Source organism: Alloprevotella sp. oral taxon 473 str. F0040 (genome assembly GCF_000318095.2).
Lineage (GTDB): Bacteria > Bacteroidota > Bacteroidia > Bacteroidales > Bacteroidaceae > Alloprevotella.
This window is the reverse complement of record NZ_KB290718.1, coordinates 75,409-92,367: the sequence shown is the minus strand read 5'-3', so window position 1 is coordinate 92,367 and position 16,959 is coordinate 75,409. Positions and strand designations below refer to the sequence as shown.

General features: G+C 45.8%; 13 protein-coding genes and 4 tRNA genes. 14 read left to right on the top strand and 3 right to left on the bottom strand.

The annotated features are described in order from the left end of the window. Window positions 1–450 precede the first annotated feature (450 nt). The 3 genes from pflA to clpB form a co-directional block, all read right to left on the bottom strand. Complete coding sequence (gene pflA, locus HMPREF9999_RS08775) at window positions 451–1,200, bottom strand: pyruvate formate-lyase-activating protein (protein ID WP_044063428.1); 750 nt, start codon at window positions 1,198–1,200, stop codon at window positions 451–453. Between the two features lie 118 nt (window positions 1,201–1,318). After that, a complete protein-coding gene (gene pflB / locus HMPREF9999_RS08770; RefSeq protein ID WP_009752371.1) occupies window positions 1,319–3,556 on the bottom strand; it encodes a formate C-acetyltransferase in 2,238 nt (745 codons plus the stop codon). A gap of 617 nt (window positions 3,557–4,173) precedes the next feature. Continuing rightward, window positions 4,174–6,864: an ATP-dependent chaperone ClpB gene (gene clpB / locus HMPREF9999_RS08765; protein WP_009752369.1), complete on the bottom strand. Its 2,691-nt coding sequence runs from the start codon at window positions 6,862–6,864 to the stop codon at window positions 4,174–4,176. Between the two features lie 506 nt (window positions 6,865–7,370). On the opposite strand from clpB, the gene HMPREF9999_RS08760 reads away from it, so the two are divergent. From HMPREF9999_RS08760 to nusG, 14 genes are all read left to right on the top strand, one after another. Next, complete coding sequence (locus HMPREF9999_RS08760) at window positions 7,371–7,802, top strand: hypothetical protein (protein ID WP_009752368.1); 432 nt, start codon at window positions 7,371–7,373, stop codon at window positions 7,800–7,802. A 200-nt stretch (window positions 7,803–8,002) separates the two neighbouring features. Continuing rightward, window positions 8,003–9,397, top strand: coding sequence for a phosphoglucosamine mutase (gene glmM, locus HMPREF9999_RS08755; protein WP_009752367.1), 1,395 nt, complete (start codon window positions 8,003–8,005; stop codon window positions 9,395–9,397). A gap of 224 nt (window positions 9,398–9,621) precedes the next feature. Further along, on the top strand, window positions 9,622–11,154 hold the full coding sequence (locus HMPREF9999_RS08750; protein WP_009752366.1) for a sulfatase: 1,533 nt from the start codon (window positions 9,622–9,624) through the stop codon (window positions 11,152–11,154). A gap of 477 nt (window positions 11,155–11,631) precedes the next feature. Beyond that, window positions 11,632–12,300 carry a C40 family peptidase gene (locus tag HMPREF9999_RS08745; protein ID WP_009752365.1) on the top strand — a complete coding sequence of 223 codons (669 nt, stop codon included), beginning with the start codon at window positions 11,632–11,634 and terminating at the stop codon, window positions 12,298–12,300. A 343-nt stretch (window positions 12,301–12,643) separates the two neighbouring features. Next, window positions 12,644–12,835 (top strand): 30S ribosomal protein S21, encoded by a 192-nt coding sequence (gene rpsU, locus HMPREF9999_RS08740; RefSeq protein ID WP_009752364.1) that lies wholly within the window; start codon window positions 12,644–12,646, stop codon window positions 12,833–12,835. A gap of 200 nt (window positions 12,836–13,035) precedes the next feature. Further along, window positions 13,036–13,959 carry a tyrosine-type recombinase/integrase gene (locus tag HMPREF9999_RS08735; protein WP_009752363.1) on the top strand — a complete coding sequence of 308 codons (924 nt, stop codon included), beginning with the start codon at window positions 13,036–13,038 and terminating at the stop codon, window positions 13,957–13,959. Window positions 13,960–14,109: 150 nt separating this feature from the next. After that, window positions 14,110–14,400 (top strand): HPF/RaiA family ribosome-associated protein, encoded by a 291-nt coding sequence (locus tag HMPREF9999_RS08730; RefSeq protein ID WP_009752362.1) that lies wholly within the window; start codon window positions 14,110–14,112, stop codon window positions 14,398–14,400. Between the two features lie 107 nt (window positions 14,401–14,507). Further along, window positions 14,508–14,590: transfer RNA gene (locus HMPREF9999_RS08725), tRNA-Tyr, on the top strand. A 20-nt stretch (window positions 14,591–14,610) separates the two neighbouring features. Continuing rightward, window positions 14,611–14,683, top strand: a tRNA-Gly gene (locus tag HMPREF9999_RS08720). Between the two features lie 16 nt (window positions 14,684–14,699). Then, window positions 14,700–14,771: transfer RNA gene (locus HMPREF9999_RS08715), tRNA-Thr, on the top strand. An 85-nt stretch (window positions 14,772–14,856) separates the two neighbouring features. Then, window positions 14,857–16,038 (top strand): elongation factor Tu, encoded by a 1,182-nt coding sequence (gene tuf, locus HMPREF9999_RS08710; protein ID WP_009752361.1) that lies wholly within the window; start codon window positions 14,857–14,859, stop codon window positions 16,036–16,038. Between the two features lie 72 nt (window positions 16,039–16,110). After that, window positions 16,111–16,183: transfer RNA gene (locus tag HMPREF9999_RS08705), tRNA-Trp, on the top strand. A 15-nt stretch (window positions 16,184–16,198) separates the two neighbouring features. Beyond that, entirely contained in the window at window positions 16,199–16,390 is a 192-nt protein-coding gene (gene secE / locus HMPREF9999_RS10345; RefSeq protein WP_075565501.1) for a preprotein translocase subunit SecE, read from the top strand. Between the two features lie 9 nt (window positions 16,391–16,399). Then, on the top strand, window positions 16,400–16,942 hold the full coding sequence (gene nusG / locus HMPREF9999_RS08700; protein WP_009752359.1) for a transcription termination/antitermination protein NusG: 543 nt from the start codon (window positions 16,400–16,402) through the stop codon (window positions 16,940–16,942). Window positions 16,943–16,959 lie beyond the last annotated feature (17 nt).

Genomic DNA, 16,959 nt, shown 5'->3' with positions numbered 1-16,959 from the left:
ATAATTTTGCAATGTGCTACCCTAAAAATGATGAGTTGTGTAGCCCTAAAAACACCGCAGTTTTAGGAAACGCTACCTAGCTTGGTGAAGGTTGTGAAAGCAAAATGCATAAAATCGCAGGGAATGCGCGCGCGTGTACGAGGAAACTTTGTTGTTATGCTTCCCCATTTCTTGCCATCCCAAGTACCCAAGTTGAAGAGTCTGAATTCTATTAGGTACTTAGTACTTTAGCAGATTACCTTTACACTACTTCAAATCTCTATTTTGTAATGTGTAAATTGCATAAATGTGGTAGCGCAAAGAAAAAAGTGCAGTTTTCTTCGTATTTTTCACTCTTTGCCCTTATATCTATCCCTATATAAGTGAGGGCACAAAAAAGCTGCGAAGCCCGTAAGGACTGCGCAGCTAAATTGAGATTGCTGAAAGTGTGCTTTCAACCAAAACCCATGTTTAAAGAATTTTGATATTGGGTAGATGTTCGGCAAAGATGCGTTGTGCATTCTCTTTGCGCTCTTTAGAGAGTGGGTCTACCCCTTCGAGTGGGTATTGAAGGCCCAACTCTTGATACTTGTACGACCCCATGATGTGATAGGGCAGCACTTCCACACGCTCAATCACTGAATAGGGCTTTAGATATTCTGCCACGGCATGCAGACGGTCGTCTCTATCGGTGATGCCAGGCACCACCACATGACGTAACCAAACAGGTTTGCCTATCTCTTGGAGATAGTCCAAGAAGCGAGCATTGTTTTGGCGTGTCACACCGATATAATCCTTGTGGATGTCGTCGTCCACAGTCTTCACATCGAAGAGGATGAGGTCGGCTTCTGCTGCAGCGCGGCGGGCTGCTTCATTCCACACGGATCCTGCAGTGTCTAGAGCGGTGTGAAGACCTTCTTCGTGGCAAAGTTTGAAAAATGCCTCTACAAACTCCGCTTGCACCAAGGGTTCTCCACCTGTGCAAGTGACACCACCCGATCGGATGAAGTTCTTGTATTTGCGCACCTCGCGCATCAGTTCTTCTGGAGTCAGCTCATATTGGGTTTTACCCTTCAAATCCCAGGTGTCGGGATTGTGGCAAAACTGGCAGCGCATGGGACAGCCTTGCAAGAAGGTGACAAAACGGATGCCAGGGCCATCGACTGTGCCCATGGATTCAAGGGAATGGATGCGACCAACGAGTGGAGAGGGAGTGCTCATGATGAGGAGAGGATAATAAAAATAGCTGTAGAGCTTAAAGAAAGGGCAAGACACCCAAGGCCGGGGCTATCCGCAGCGATGAGTGTCTTGCGATGAGAAAGGATGTCTCGATGCTAGATTAGCAGCTAGAGCTAATGGTACGAGAAATCACGTCGAGCTGTTGTTCGCGAGTGAGCTTGATGAAGTTCACAGCGTAACCCGAAACGCGGATGGTGAGCTGAGGATACTTCTCAGGATGCTCCATTGCATCATAGAGAAGATCGCGGTCAAATACGTTCACGTTGAGGTGTTGACCACCATCGGGAGTGAAGTATCCATCCATGAGGTTTACGAGGTTAGTCTCGCGGCTCACTTCGTCCTTACCGAGGGTAGCAGGAGAGATGGCCCAAGTGTAAGAGATACCGTCGTGAGAGTGTTGGAAAGGCAACTTCGCCACAGAAGCGAGAGAAGCTACAGCACCCTTGGTGTCACGACCGTTCATGGGGTTAGCACCAGGAGCGAAAGGCACGCCAGAAGGACGACCGCAAGGAGTAGCACCAGTGTGCTTACCGTAGACCACGTTAGAAGTGATGGTGAGCAAGGACTGAGTAGCAATAGAGTCGCGGTAGGTGTCGTGCTGACGCATGTAGTTCATGAACTTCTCAGTGATCATTACAGCGAGTTCGTCAGTAGCATCGTCGTTGTTACCGAAAGGCACGTAAGAACCTTCTTGTTCGAAACCAACAGCGAGGCCACGCTCGTCGCGGATCACGCGCACCTTGCCAAACTTGATTGCTGCGAGAGAGTCTGCCACGATGGAGATACCAGCGATACCGCTAGCGCGAGTGCGAATGATGTCGCCGTCGTGAAGAGCCATTTCGAGAGCTTCGTAGCTATACTTGTCGTGCATGTAGTGGATGATGCGGAGGGCGTTGCAATAAACGCGAGCCAACCAGCTCATCATTTGCTCGAACTTAGCCATTACCTCATCGAAATCGAGGTATTCGCTTGTGATAGCAGGGAAGAGGGGAGAGATTTGCTTACCGTTGAGTTCATCGACACCACCGTTGATGGCATAGAGAAGACACTTAGCGAGGTTGGCGCGAGCACCGAAGAACTGCATTTGCTTACCGATGCGCATAGGAGATACGCAGCATGCGATACCGTAGTCATCACCGTAGTCAGGACGCATGAGGTCATCGTTCTCATACTGGATAGCAGAGGTAGCGATAGACATCTTAGCGCAGTACTTCTTCCAGTTTTCAGGAAGACGAGTAGACCAAAGCACAGTGAGGTTGGGTTCGGGCGCAGGGCCGAGGTTGGTGAGGGTGTGGAGGATACGGAAGCTGGTCTTCGTTACCATAGTGCGGCCGTCCATACCCATACCACCGATAGATTCAGTCACCCAAACAGGGTCACCAGAGAAGAGAGCGTTGTACTCAGGAGTGCGGAGGAAGCGCACGATACGGAGCTTCATCACGAACTGGTCGATGAGTTCTTGAGCTTCTACTTCAGAGAGCTTACCAGCCTTGATGTCACGTTCGATGTAAATGTCCAAGAAAGTAGACACACGACCGATAGACATAGCAGCACCATCTTGGTCTTTGATGGCTGCGAGGTAAGCGAGGTATACGTATTGTACTGCTTCGCGAGCGTTCTCAGCAGGACGAGAGAGATCGAAACCATAAGCTTCACCGAGCTTGATGAGCTCTTTCAAAGCATTAATTTGCTCGGTAGTCTCTTCGCGGAGTTGAATCGTCTTGTCGTTCATCTCTTGGATTTCAAGACGATTGAGATAAGCTTGCTTGTCAGCGATGAGGTTGTCTACACCATAGAGGGCAACACGGCGATAGTCACCGATGATGCGACCGCGACCATAAGCATCGGGCAAACCAGTGATGACATGGCTGTTGCGGCAGCGACGGATGTCGGAAGTGTAAGCCGAGAACACACCTTCGTTGTGAGTCTTGCGATACTTGGTGAAGATTTCTTTAGTCCATGGATCCAACTCATAGCCATAAGCATTGAGGGCATTTTCTACCATGCGCACACCGCCCTTGGGGAAGATACCGCGCTTGAGGGGAGCGTCAGTTTGGAGACCTACTACGACTTCCTTGTCCTTGTCGATGTAGCCAGCACCATAAGTGGTGACACTTTGGGGAAGACGAGTTTCTACGTCGTAGAGACCCTTCTCACGTTCTACCTTGAACATTTCGCTCAATTTGTCCCAAAGGGCGAGCGTGTTGTCAGTGGCAGGGGCGAGGAAGCTGTCATCGCCTTCATAAGGAGTGTAGTTGTACTGGATGAAGTCGCGTACATTTACTTCGCGCTTCCAGATGTTACCTTCGAAGCTACCTGCAATATCGGTCAGTTTCATGATGGTTGTTGTTTGAATGATTGTTTGTTGAGGAAACCTCCCTCAGTAGTGGAAATGGGTTGGGTGACAGTGAGAAGGTTGCTGCAGATTTAGAAGAACTGCTGCGACTTTGAAAATATGCAGTAATTTCTGCATTTTTGCACTGTCGTGTTGTCTGCTTTTCCATTGCTGATGGAGATTTGTCGCGGGTTATTTATCTCAGACGACACAAAAATACGATATTATCTTTATATCTTGCAAGTATTTCGCAAAGAAACTGCAATAAAAAGAGTGTTAATGGCTGGGATTGCCTTTGCGATTGCGCAAAATAGGGTGATTTGTGCAATCTGACGCAGGCGACATTTTCTTAAAACTACGAATTGTAATATCTAGACTTTGCAAAATGTAGGTAAATTTTGGGTGAATAATTTTGAGATTGTAATCATTACAATTTTGTTCTGAAGGATGCCTACCCCAAAAAAGTTGCACTTTTGCAAAACTACAAGTCAAAAAAGTATATTCAAGTCGGGTGAACATAAAAAATACTCCCCCGCATCTGAGAGAATGCGGGGGAGTGGGGTAGGGGTAGCGATATTGAATATCGGAATGATGTATATTCACATCATGATGTTCACACTTTAATTTAGGATGTCGTTTTTAAACACCAAGCCATGTTCTTCCTTTTCCACTAAAATGGGGTGTGCGGAAGAAACAGTGCCACCCAAGATGGCGCGTGACAAATCGTTGAGGAGATATTGCTGCAAGGCGCGCTTCACAGGACGAGCACCAAAATCAGGATCGTAGCCTTCTTCTGCGAGGAAAGTTACAGCATCATTGTTCACACGAAGAGTGATACCTTGTTCTTCCAAACGCTGGGCGATGGTCTTGATGTGGATGCGCACAATCTGCTCGATTTCACTGCGTGATAGGGCGTGGAACATGAGGATGTCGTCGATGCGATTGACAAACTCTGGGCGAAGTCCTGGGATAGGTGTGCCGTTGGTGGACAATCGAGGTTGGGTGAGCTGATTCACCAGTTTCTCCCGAGTGGCTTCCGAAATATGGTGATCGTCTTGAGCATTCGTGCCGAAGACTTCCGTTTCCTTGCCTGTGAGCAAGTTGGACGTCATGATGATGATGGTGTTTTTGAAGTTCACCGTGCGCCCCTTGTTGTCGGTGAGGCGACCATCATCAAGCACTTGCAAGAGGATGTTGAACACGTCGGGATGTGCCTTCTCTATCTCGTCGAAGAGTACGACTGAATAGGGTTTGCGGCGCACTGCTTCTGTGAGTTGACCGCCTTCGTCGTAACCTACGTATCCTGGAGGGGCACCAATCAAACGGGTGGCGGAGAATTTCTCCTGATACTCGCTCATGTCGATGCGGGTCATCATGTTTTCGTCGTCAAAGAGGCATTCGGCCAGTGCTTTTGCCAACTCCGTCTTACCTACACCCGTTGCACCAAGGAAGATGAACGAACCAATGGGACGTTTGGGGTCTTGCAAACCAGCGCGACTACGGCGTACGGCATCGGCTACGGCTGTGATGGCTTCATCTTGTCCGATGACACGAGCATGCAATTCATCTTCGAGATGCAACAGCTTCTCGCGTTCGCTTTGAAGCATGCGTGTCACAGGAATACCCGTCCAACGGCTTACCACATCCGCAATGTCATCGGCGGTGACTTCCTCTTTGACCATGGCTTCTGCGCCTTGGCGTTGTTGGAGCTGTTGATGAATCTCTGCGATTTCTGTTTCGAGCTGTTGCAACTTGCCATAGCGAATCTCGGCAACCTTGCCATAGTCTCCTTCACGCTCGGCGCGTTCTGCCTCGTATTTGAGGTCTTCGATTTGTTGTTTGTGGGCTTGAATCTTAGCCAGCAACTCGCGTTCGCCTTCCCACTTGCCTTTCAACTCGTGTTCTTCTTCCTCGAGCGATTGAATCTCTTGGTTGAGAGCCGTGAGTTTGGCATTATGAGTTGGGTCGGTCGATGCTACATTTCCATTGGTGGTGGGAGTATTTTGTGCGGCCACCTCAACTTCATGGCGAATCGCTTCACGTTCGATTTCGAGTTGTCGCAAACGGCGTGAGATTTCGTCTAGCTGTTCAGGTTGAGAGTCGCGTTCCATGCGGAGTTTTGCCGCAGCCTCGTCCATCAAGTCAATGGCTTTGTCGGGCAAGAAGCGGTCGCTGATGTAGCGGTGAGAGAGTGTCACGGCAGCAATCAAAGCATCGTCTTGGATGCGCACGTGGTGGTGATTCTCATAACGCTCTTTCAAACCACGAAGAATGGAGATGGCATCTTCGGGTGTGGGTTCATCAACAAGCACTGTCTGGAAACGACGTTCTAAAGCTTTGTCTTTCTCGAAATACTTTTGGTATTCCTCAAGCGTAGTGGCACCGATACTGCGGAGTTCACCACGAGCGAGCGCAGGTTTCAGGATGTTGGCAGCGTCCATGGCACCTTCTCCCTTGCCAGCACCGACAAGTGTGTGGATTTCGTCGATGAAGAGAATAATCTCGCCATTGGCAGCGGTGACTTCGTTGACTACACTTTTGAGGCGTTCCTCAAACTCACCCTTGTATTTAGCACCAGCAACGAGGGCACCCATATCCAGAGAGAATAGACGCTTGTTGCGCAGGTTTTCAGGGACATCGCCGCGGACAATGCGTTGTGCTAATCCTTCTACAATGGCCGTTTTACCTGTGCCTGGTTCACCAATAAGGATGGGATTGTTTTTTGTTCGGCGTGAAAGAATCTGAAGTACACGGCGAATTTCATCGTCGCGACCAATCACAGGGTCGAGTTTGCCATCTCTTGCCTCAGACACCAAGTCACGTGCATATTTGCTGAGGGCTTGGTAAGTGTCTTCTGCAGAAGCTGAATCCACCTTCTTACCTCCTCGCAGTTCTTTAATAGCCGCGGTAAGTCCAGCAGCAGTCATACCAGCATCCTTCAGCATCTGGGCAACCACGCTCGGTGTGTTGAGTAAAGCCAAAAGAATGGGCTCGAGTCCAGTGAATTGATCACCTTCTTTGCGAGCTATCTCTTGAGCTGTATTGAGCACCTTGTTGCTGTCGTTGTCAAGATAAGGTTCGCCACCTTCCACGCGAGGGAGGCTCTGCAAGTGACGTTCCAGGGTTGAAGCGAGTAATTGTGCATTGACTCCCGTCTTGCCGAAGAGAAATTGTGTAATGTTCTCACCCACTTCCATAAGGCCATGCAGCAAGTGGGCTGGAGTGATGCTTTGTTGGCGCAATTCCGAAGCACGTTGCACTGCATGTTGCAAGGCTTCTTGTGCTCTAATTGTGAAATTGTCGAATGTCATATTATTATTGTTGTTTAGTTCGTGAAAAATGTGCTCGATGATCCTGCCCTAAGAATCTCCCATGTGTTCTTGTTAAGGGTTAGGGTGTGAGTTTTCTGGGAATACCCTCATCACACTTTGGAGCTATCATTGTTGCCTCCATAAATGCAATTCTTCTGCCAAACTCCCCATACTTACTTTTAATTGAGGTAGTGTGTCGTTTTGACGCGAAATTTCTGCTATTTTGTCTGTAAACCGTTGTATATAAATGGATTGTGTGACAAAATAGCAGGTTTTTGATAGGGAGTATCGCAAGAAACTTATAAAATACTCAAGATTTTCTCGCGAAAATTCAAACTTTATTTGGTAAATTGCTAACTAGATATTACTTTTGCAGTGGAAAACGGCCTAGTTCTTTACACTCTACCCTAAGTAGCTCCATGATTTATAGAGCGATTCTATAATTTGAGATGGACAGGGGAAGAGGGGAGTAGGCCAATGTATCACATTATTATCCCTCATTTACTATGGCTTTTATCGAAAAACTAGAAGAATATCTCAAGAAAGAAGGTTACTTGCCCGAAATGACTGAATTCGGTCTTCAATTCAAGTCTGAAAATCTCGACTTTTTGAGCTTCCGTGATGATCAAGACGAACTTTTCCTCAATCTCTTCTTCCCACAAATCTTTGAAGTGACTGAAGAAAATCGTCAAGATGTCCTTGTAGCTATTGACAAGGCAAACACTGAAGTGAAGGTGGCAAAGTCAAGCGTACGTTTCAATAACGCTGTTTGGGTAGGTGTGGAAATGCTTCTCTCTGAGACTTATGATCTCGGCGATATCGTTCCTCGTGCCCTCAACATGATGAAGTACTACCGTGATGTCTTCTATCATGCTTATGCTGAGACTCCTTCTGGTAAGGCTGCCATTGAAGCTGCTCAACAAGCAGAGAAGAAATAATATAATAAGGTGTAAATCGCTGAAACTTGGATCCTTTCTTCTAGATAAGGGTCGAGACGAAGCAATTCATCAGTGGTGAAAAGTGAGGCTGTATTGTCTGCCTCTTAAATATAGCCCTTTTGCACTGAATATTTAGTGCAAAAGGTGCATGTTTTTATTTTTGCTTCTCCCCTCTTCTCCTATATAGCTATATCCATACTATGACTCTCATTAAATCCATCTCCGGATTCCGTGGCACCATTGGAGGTCGCGTCGGAGATACCCTTAACCCCGTTGACATTGCTAAATCTGTCGCTGCTTACGCTAGTTTGCGTGAAAAAGTGGTGAGCCGTAAATACCGCCGCAAGATTGTGGTGGGGCGTGATGCGCGCATCTCAGGTGAAATGGTTACTCACGTTGTGTGTGGCACCTTGATGAGCATGGGTTTCGATGTTGTCAACATTGGTTTGGCATCAACTCCTACCACAGAACTGGCGGTTACTCTCGAGAGTGCTTGCGGTGGTATTATTATCACAGCATCTCACAACCCTCGTCAATGGAACGCGCTCAAGTTCCTTAATGAACATGGAGAATTCCTTCCACCTGCGGAAGCTAGCGAAGTAGTTCGTTGTGCGAATGCTGATGCCTATGAGTTTGCCGATGTGGACAATCTTGGCTGTGACATTCAAAACTATAGCTACGATCAACGCCACATTGAGATGGTTAAACAACTTGAGTTGGTGGACGTAGAGGCTATACGCCGTGCTCACTTCACGGTTGCGTTAGATGCTGTGAACTCTGTGGGAGGAGTTATTATTCCTAAACTCTTGGGACAACTTGGAGTTACGCAGGTGACTCAGTTGAACTGCGAACCTACAGGGGATTTTGCTCATAATCCTGAGCCTCTGAAGGAGCATCTGACTGAAATTCGTAATCTCATGCGTAAGGGACGTCACGACATTGGTTTCGTGGTGGATCCTGATGCAGACCGTCTTGCGCTGATTTGCGAAGATGGTACGATGTTTGGTGAGGAAAATACCCTCGTGGCTGTGGCTGACTATGTGCTTCAACATACTCCTGGTAATACTGTGAGCAATCTCTCTTCGACTCGCGGTCTTCGTGATGTGACCGAAAAGCATGGTTGCAACTATACTCCAGCTGCTGTTGGTGAAGTGAATGTGGTGACCAAGATGAAAGAAACTGGGGCTGTGATCGGCGGTGAAGGTAATGGTGGGGTCATCTATCCTGCGGCTCACTCAGGTCGTGATGCGTTAGTGGGTATTGCGCTTATCTTGACTCACCTTGCAAAACTTGGTTGCAAGACTTCAGAACTTCGTGATAGCCTACCTCAGTATTACATCTCTAAGAATCGCATTGATCTTTCACCTACTACTGATATCTTTGCTTTGCTTCAAAAGATTAAGGAAATCTATAAGAATGAGCAAATCACTGATATTGATGGTGTAAAAATTGATTTTGCGGATAAGTGGGTGCATCTTCGTAAGTCTAACACCGAACCTATCATTCGTGTTTATGCTGAAGCACATACTCGTGAAGAGGCTGATGCTTTGGCTCAACAAATCGTAGACATGGTCTATACGATGACTCAACAATAGAATGTAGACATCGAAGATAGTTAGAGAGGGCGGATAATGTGTTGCAACTACATCATTGTTGTGAAGGAATATGCAATCATTAGACTAATATCAACCATAGTGCTCTGTATTTCTAAATCTAGTCTTCGGTCTTAAATAAGTGTTGTCCCTCTGCCTCGCTTTGAGGGAGAGGGGCAACTTCTTTAAAATTACCTTACTTCCAATCAAGGAATATTCAAACAACCATGAAGAAAAATCTTCTTCCTCTTGCAGCTTTGCTGCCACTCTGTGCTGCTGCTCAACAGCGGTACAACATCGTCTATATCATGACAGACGACCATACAGCGCAAATGCTTTCGGCTTATGATAGTCGCAATATTCAGACGCCTAATCTTGATCGTATAGCTCAGGATGGGGTGAAGTTTACGCGTTCCTTCGTGGCTAATTCGCTCAGTGGGCCTTCTCGCGCCTGTATGCTCACTGGTAAGCACTCACATAAAAATGGATTTACTAATAATGAGCATGGTATCTTCGATGGAGAACAGCAAACAATGCCTAAGCTACTGCAAAAAGCTGGGTATCAAACGTCCATCGTGGGAAAGTGGCATCTGGTAAGTCGTCCTACGGGCTTTGATCACTGGGATATTTTGCCCGGACAGGGTAATTATTATGATCCTGACTTTTATAATGAAAAAGGATCGTACAAAGTAAAGGGGTATCTTACAAACATTGTAACTGACAAGGCTATACATTGGCTAGATGAGGAGCGTGATCCCAATAAGCCCTTCGCACTCTTTGTGCATCACAAGGCTTGTCACCGCGACTGGCTGCCAGAACTCAAGTATCTCCATGAGTATGAGGATGTAAATTTCCCTCTTCCTGCCAACTTCTATGATGATTATGCTGGTCGTGAGGCTGCTGGTAAGACAGAGATGGAAATAGGCAAACACATGACGCTCGACTATGATTGCAAAATCATGCCCAGAGATGGCAAAGGATCTCATTTGTTGCCTTCTTATTTAGGTTTCCTTGATCGTCTCAATACGCAAGATCGTGCTAAGTATGATTATTTCTACGATAGTATCAGTGTTGATTTTCATAAGCGCAACCTTACAGGAAAAGCTCTCGTAGAGTATAAATTCCAACGCTATATGCGTGACTATGCTAAGGTGGTGAAGTCTCTCGATGACAATGTAGGACGCTTGCTAGATCATCTCAAAGCTAAAGGTTTGTTGGATAATACACTAGTGGTCTATACTTCCGATCAAGGGTTCTATATGGGGGAACATGGCTGGTTTGATAAGCGATTCATGTATGAGGAGTCTTTGAATACGCCTCTGCTCATGCATCTACCAAAAGGACTATCAGCTCGTGGTGAAATCAATGAAATGGTACAGAATATTGACTACGCGCCTACTTTCTTAGAACTCGCAGGAGCTGCTATTCCTAATGATATCCAAGGTGTCTCTCTCGTTCCTTTGCTGAAAGGGCAGCATCCTAAAAACTGGCGCAAGAGTGTGTATTATCATTTCTATGAATTCCCTGCGGAGCATAGCGTGCGTCGTCATTATGGGGTGAGAGGTGAACGGTATAAGCTCATGCATTTCTACAATGATAATGATGCATGGGAACTCTATGACCTCCAAAATGATCCTACTGAGATGCATAATCTTTATGGGGATCCTAAAATGAAGAACGTAACAAAGCAAATGAAAAAGGAACTGCTTCGTTTGCAAAAACAGTATGATGACAGCATCCGATTTCAGCAGAAGCTCTAATCGAGAGTTGAAATAATACGAAAGGTGACACAAAGCCAAGAAGCTTTGTGTCACCTTTTTAGCTTAAGTGTGTTTGAGATGATAGCTTTAATGCTGCTCAGAAGGTGGAAGGCGTGTCGTGAGTAGGGCAAGGGCTAGATGCCAATGAAGAGCCTTTTCTTTCTGCTGATGCCAGATTTGAGTTTTGAGGTCTTGTGTAGCATTGTATTTTAAGAGAGTCTTATATCATTTAGAGGGCCTCTGAAAAGTGTTGCTTCTATTTTCATGTTGAATGTCTAGTATCCGATAAAGAGCGTTTTTGGACTTAATTTCTAGAAAAAAGCTTTTAGATACTTCTTGAAATGCTTGGTTAAGTCGTCAGAAAATGCTATCTTTGCCCCGTTCGTGTAGGAATGGGCTTTTTGGCTCTAGATGATTGAGTTAGAGGCTAAATATTTTCTCCGAATGCATGTGTAACCCCAAAAAGAAAGGAACACAGTGAGATCTAAACATCTTATCGCCTCGATTGCTGTTGTGCTGACTGGCTGGTTGGCATCTTCGCAAATAAATGGTGTACAAGCGAAATATGAGCAGGATGTTGCTGACTATGAAGCTGTAGTAGCTGGAGATACTCTACCGCTACAAGCTAGAATGGAGAAAGCTAGTCCACGTCAGAGCATTATAGATTTATCTAAGGCTATTCAGCATTTCCGTAAGGAGAATTTGGCTGTGAGTGCTCCTGTAGATAATGCTAAAGCTGGTGATTCTCAGAGTATCGTAGATCGTCTGCTCAATACAGCTTATAGTTATTTGGGTGTGCGTTATCGTAGTGGACAAAGTGGCCCTAATGGCTTTGATTGCAGTGGGTTTACAAGCTTTGTGTACAAACAGAATAACCTTAGCCTAACTCGTTCTTCTCGTAGTCAATTTACTGAAGGTGAGCCTATCGCTGTAGTGAGTGATCTTCGAAAGGGGGACCTCGTTTTTTTTGGCGGCCGTGGTCGTCGTGGTGGCGTGGGACACGTAGGTATTGTGACTGAAGTGAATCGTGAAGCTGGAAGTTTTAAGTTTATTCATGCCAGCATTTCATCAGGTATTAAAGTAGATTCTTCTACCGATGCGTATTATAGTCGCCGCTATGTCGGAGCGCGTCGTATTGTTCAATAATTATCAATAACTTCTTACTAGCATAGCGAATAGAGCATGCTTGGAAATATAGAAAGGAGGGTTCGTTCCTAAATATGAGATCTTTACAGTATCGTGGTTAGATAGTTATTATGTTAATATCTTGCTGGCGTACTGTTAGATATTCTTCATATCTTTACAATCATCATTCATTTAAAGTTGTTTTATGCTTGTTTTGCCGTGTGATACGAACAAAACTAGCTAATTCTGAGTCAAAGTATTAAAAACTCCAGCGAGAAAGTTTCGTAACTCAGAAATAATCTGTACATTTGCACCCCGTAACTTGTGCAAATCATAAAATCAATAATAATAATACACCACAACAATGATTGTAGTACCCGTTAAGGAAGGCGAAAACATTGAACGCGCCCTCAAGAAGTTTAAGAGAAAGTTTGAAAGAACTGGAGTAATCAAGGAACTCCGTCGTCGTCAGCAGTTCGATAAGCCCAGTGTTCGTAAGCGTTTGGCTATGGAGCATGCAGTTTATGTGCAACAATTGCACCGCAACGAGGACTAATCCTCTTTTGCTTCTGTAAAATACGCGTTGTCTCAATTGGTGAGATAACGCGTTTCTTTATTTTACGCTGGCCTCTAGCTCCTCTAGTTTCCCCTGTCTTAGTGATGTTTTTTAGAGGGTGAATCAGGCTTTGAAAGTTGTTGTTTTTGAGTCGGAGCTGAGGAAATGTTGATGAATATATTTGTCAAATACTTATTGTGATGTCCCAAATTGATGAAATGCTGCAGTGGATGAATGATTTTCTCCATTACATGCAGGCGCAACGAGGCTGTTCTCCACGTACCCTAATTACTTACGAGATAGCCTTGAGTGATGCTTGTCGCTTCTTGTCAGCCTTTTATTCTTTCACGAGCTGGCGAGAGGTGAAGACAGAGCATGTGCGTCATTGGGTTGGTAATATGGCAGAGCGAAAGTATTCAGCTAATACAATCAATAAATCTCTTTCTGCTTTGCGGTCATTTTTTAAATACCTCCTGAGAGAAGAAAGAATAGAAGTGGATCCAGCTCGTCTCGTTAAGAGTATGAAAAAGGGTAAGAGACTGCCTACTTTTGTAAAGGAGAGTGAGATGAATCGGTTGTTCGAGTATTATCCTTTCTCAGATGATTATGTCGGTTGTCGTGATAGAACGTTGCTCTTGTTGCTGTACCACACTGGTTTGCGCGCATCAGAGTTGCTTGCACTTTGCCCGTGCGATGTAGATTTGCAAAAGAAACAACTGCGTATTACAGGAAAAGGGAATAAGCAGCGTATGGTTCCTTTTGGTGAGGAACTTTCGGAGGCTTTGGCGATCTATCTTGAAGAGCGATCACTTTATTTTTCCGATACTCCTCATGTTCCACAATTGTTTCTCAATTTGCAAGGGAGAGCCTATACTTATGCGTCCTTGCGCAAAATGGTGCATCAGACTTTGTCTGCGGTTACCACGCAAACTAAGAAAACGCCGCACGTGTTGAGACATAGTTTTGCAACGGCTATGCTTGCGAATGGAGCTAGGCTAGAAGCTATTCAGCAACTGCTTGGTCATGAGAGTGTTGCTACTACCGCAATTTATACTCATACTACATTGGCGGAGTTGAAACAGCAGTATGCACAGGCGCATCCGCGTCGTGATCAGTCACGATGATGTGGTTGTAAAGTTGCAGGGGTAGAAAAAGTGATGGAAAAGTTTGGCAGTTTACGAGAAAGTTGTTATATTCGCTGATGAAGAAAGAGGTAATCCTACTTACCTATCTAAGATCTAAGTCCATTCACCTATAAAGAAAAGGAGGACACCATGGAATTCAAACTTAAGACAAATAAGTTTACGGCCACTGATAAGCTCGTGGCGTATGTAGAGAAAAAAGTTGCAAAACTCGAAAAGCATGATGCTGTGCAGCGAGTGGAGTTGACTCTCGAGGTTGTGAAGCCCGAAACATCAAAGAACAAAGAGGCTCGTCTCAATGTTGTTGTTGCGGGGCGTACCATTCATGCGGAGAAGATAGCCGATACGTTTGAAGAGGCCGTGGATCTTTGTGTTGATGTGGCTCGTCGTGAGTTGGCAGAAAACAAGGAAAATCATAGCTGATGCGAAAAAAAATCGCAGAAAAATTTGTAGGTTTCAAATTTATGCCTACCTTTGCACTCGAAATCGGGATGGCACTCCGATGAGCGTTTGTAATCTTGATTTCGACTGGGTAGTTACCAGAGTGGCCAAATGGGGCAGACTGTAAATCTGCTGGCTTACGCCTTCGGTGGTTCGAATCCATCACTACCCACTCCTATTTGTATAGGTTCTGCGGAAATAGCTCAATTGATAGAGCACTAGCCTTCCAAGCTGGGGGTTGCGGGTTTGAGCCCCGTTTTCCGCTCTAATATTAAGAGAATGCTGTTATAGCTCAGCGGTAGAGCACTTCCTTGGTAAGGAAGAGGTCGTGAGTTCAAGTCTCACTAACAGCTCTCTAGAGTGAGATTGGGGAGGGTTCTGCTCTTTTTCTCCAGTCTTTTTCAGTATCTGATTTCTAACAATCTAACAATAACTACAATGGCAAAAGAACATTTCGAGCGTACCAAGCCGCACGTGAACATTGGTACTATCGGTCACGTTGACCACGGTAAGACTACTCTTACTGCTGCTATCACTAAGGTGCTTGCTGATGCTGGTCTTTCTGAAGCTAAGTCTTTCGACCAAATCGACAACGCTCCTGAAGAAAAGGAACGTGGTATCACTATTAACACTGCTCACGTTGAATACGAAACTGCGAAGCGTCACTACGCACACGTAGACTGCCCAGGTCACGCCGACTATGTGAAGAACATGGTAACTGGTGCTGCGCAAATGGACGGTGCTATCATTGTAGTTGCTGCAACTGACGGTCCTATGCCTCAGACTCGTGAGCACATCCTCCTTGCTCGTCAGGTAAACGTTCCCCGTCTTGTTGTATTCCTCAACAAGTGCGACCTCGTTGAAGACGAAGAAATGCTCGAGCTCGTTGAAATGGATATGCAAGACCTCCTCAGTCAATACGAATTCGAAGAAGATACTCCTATCATCCGTGGTACTGCACTCGGTGCACTCAATGGTGATCCTAAGGGTGTTGAAAGCGTAATGAACCTCATGAATGCTGTTGACGAATGGATTCAAGAGCCTCCTCGCGATCGCGATAAGCCCTTCTTGATGCCTGTTGAAGACGTGTTCTCTATCACTGGTCGTGGTACTGTTGCTACAGGTCGTGTAGAAACTGGTATCGTTAAGGTTGGTGACGAAGTTCAAATCCTCGGTCTCGGTGAAGACAAGAAGTCTGTTGTAACTGGTGTGGAAATGTTCCGTAAGCTCCTCGATCAAGGTGAAGCTGGTGACAACGTTGGTCTCCTCCTCCGTGGTATCGACAAGCAAGAAATTAAGCGTGGTATGGTTATCACCCACCCCGGTGTTATCAAGCCCCACACTACTTTCAAGGCTTCTATCTACGTCCTCAAGAAGGAAGAAGGTGGTCGTCACACTCCATTCGGTAACAAGTACCGTCCTCAGTTCTACCTCCGTACCATGGACTGCACCGGTGAGATTATTCTCCCCGAAGGCGTTGAAATGGTAATGCCTGGTGACAACGTGGAAATCACTGTACACCTCATCTACGCTGTAGCACTCAACGTAGGTCTCCGCTTCGCTATCCGTGAAGGTGGTCGCACAGTAGGTTCTGGTCAAATCACCGAAATCCTTGACTAATACAAGCCTAGCCTAGCTAGCTTAGTCATATTATAATAAGGTCTCCGGTTCTTCGGAGCTGGAGACCTTCCTACGGGAATAGCTCAGTTGGTAGAGCACTGGTCTCCAAAACCAGGTGTCGGGAGTTCGAGCCTCTCTTCCCGTGCAAATAAAAAGAAAAATGAATCGGATTATCAAATACTGCAAAGATTCGTATTCAGAATTAGCGCATAATACCACTTGGCCCACACGCCGGGAGTTGACGCACAGTGCAATTGTAGTGCTCGTTGCTTCCATAATCATTGCAATTGTGGTCTTTGCGGAAGATTCGCTTTTTGAGACGATTATGAACTTTGTCTACCAACGAAATTAAACTCATCTTATGGCTGACGAAAAATTCAAATGGTACGTTATGCGTGCCGTAAGTGGAAAGGAAGCCAAGGTGAAGGAGTACATCGATGCTGAAATTAAAAATGGTCAGCTCGGTGGTTTCGTGGCGCAGGTAATGATCCCGACAGAGAAGGTTTACCAGATGCAAGGCTCTAAACGCGTTGTGAAGGAAAGAAACTATCTGCCGGGTTATGTGCTTGTAGAAGCACACCTGGTGGGCGAAATTGCTCATATCCTCAGAAGCACTCCCAACTGCCTTGGATTCCTAGGAGGAACGGATAATCCTGAACCTCTTCGTCCAAGTGAAGTAAATCGTATCCTCGGTAAAGCAGATGAACTCGAAACCGAACCGGCTGAGATGGTCATCCCTTACGAAGTAAACGATAGCGTGAAGGTGAAGGACGGTCCTTTCAGTGGATTCTCTGGTGTTGTCCAAGAAGTCAACAAAGAGAAAAAGACTGTTACGGTGTCCGTTATGGTGTTCGGCCGTGCACAACCGCTGACACTTGGTTTTATGCAAGTCGAGAAGGAATAATAGATTCGGTTACGCAA

Excerpts from the sequence above, each read along its gene's own strand:
- pflA (WP_044063428.1), bottom strand. The coding sequence starts at position 1,200 with ATGAGCACTCCCTCTCCACTCGTTGGTCGCATCCATTCCCTTGAATCC.
- pflB (WP_009752371.1), bottom strand. The coding sequence starts at position 3,556 with ATGAAACTGACCGATATTGCAGGTAGCTTCGAAGGTAACATCTGGAAG.
- clpB (WP_009752369.1), bottom strand. The coding sequence starts at position 6,864 with ATGACATTCGACAATTTCACAATTAGAGCACAAGAAGCCTTGCAACAT.
- HMPREF9999_RS08760 (WP_009752368.1), top strand. The coding sequence starts at position 7,371 with ATGGCTTTTATCGAAAAACTAGAAGAATATCTCAAGAAAGAAGGTTAC.
- glmM (WP_009752367.1), top strand. The coding sequence starts at position 8,003 with ATGACTCTCATTAAATCCATCTCCGGATTCCGTGGCACCATTGGAGGT.
- HMPREF9999_RS08750 (WP_009752366.1), top strand. The coding sequence starts at position 9,622 with ATGAAGAAAAATCTTCTTCCTCTTGCAGCTTTGCTGCCACTCTGTGCT.
- rpsU (WP_009752364.1), top strand. The coding sequence starts at position 12,644 with ATGATTGTAGTACCCGTTAAGGAAGGCGAAAACATTGAACGCGCCCTC.
- HMPREF9999_RS08735 (WP_009752363.1), top strand. The coding sequence starts at position 13,036 with ATGTCCCAAATTGATGAAATGCTGCAGTGGATGAATGATTTTCTCCAT.
- HMPREF9999_RS08730 (WP_009752362.1), top strand. The coding sequence starts at position 14,110 with ATGGAATTCAAACTTAAGACAAATAAGTTTACGGCCACTGATAAGCTC.
- tuf (WP_009752361.1), top strand. The coding sequence starts at position 14,857 with ATGGCAAAAGAACATTTCGAGCGTACCAAGCCGCACGTGAACATTGGT.
- secE (WP_075565501.1), top strand. The coding sequence starts at position 16,199 with ATGAATCGGATTATCAAATACTGCAAAGATTCGTATTCAGAATTAGCG.
- nusG (WP_009752359.1), top strand. The coding sequence starts at position 16,400 with ATGGCTGACGAAAAATTCAAATGGTACGTTATGCGTGCCGTAAGTGGA.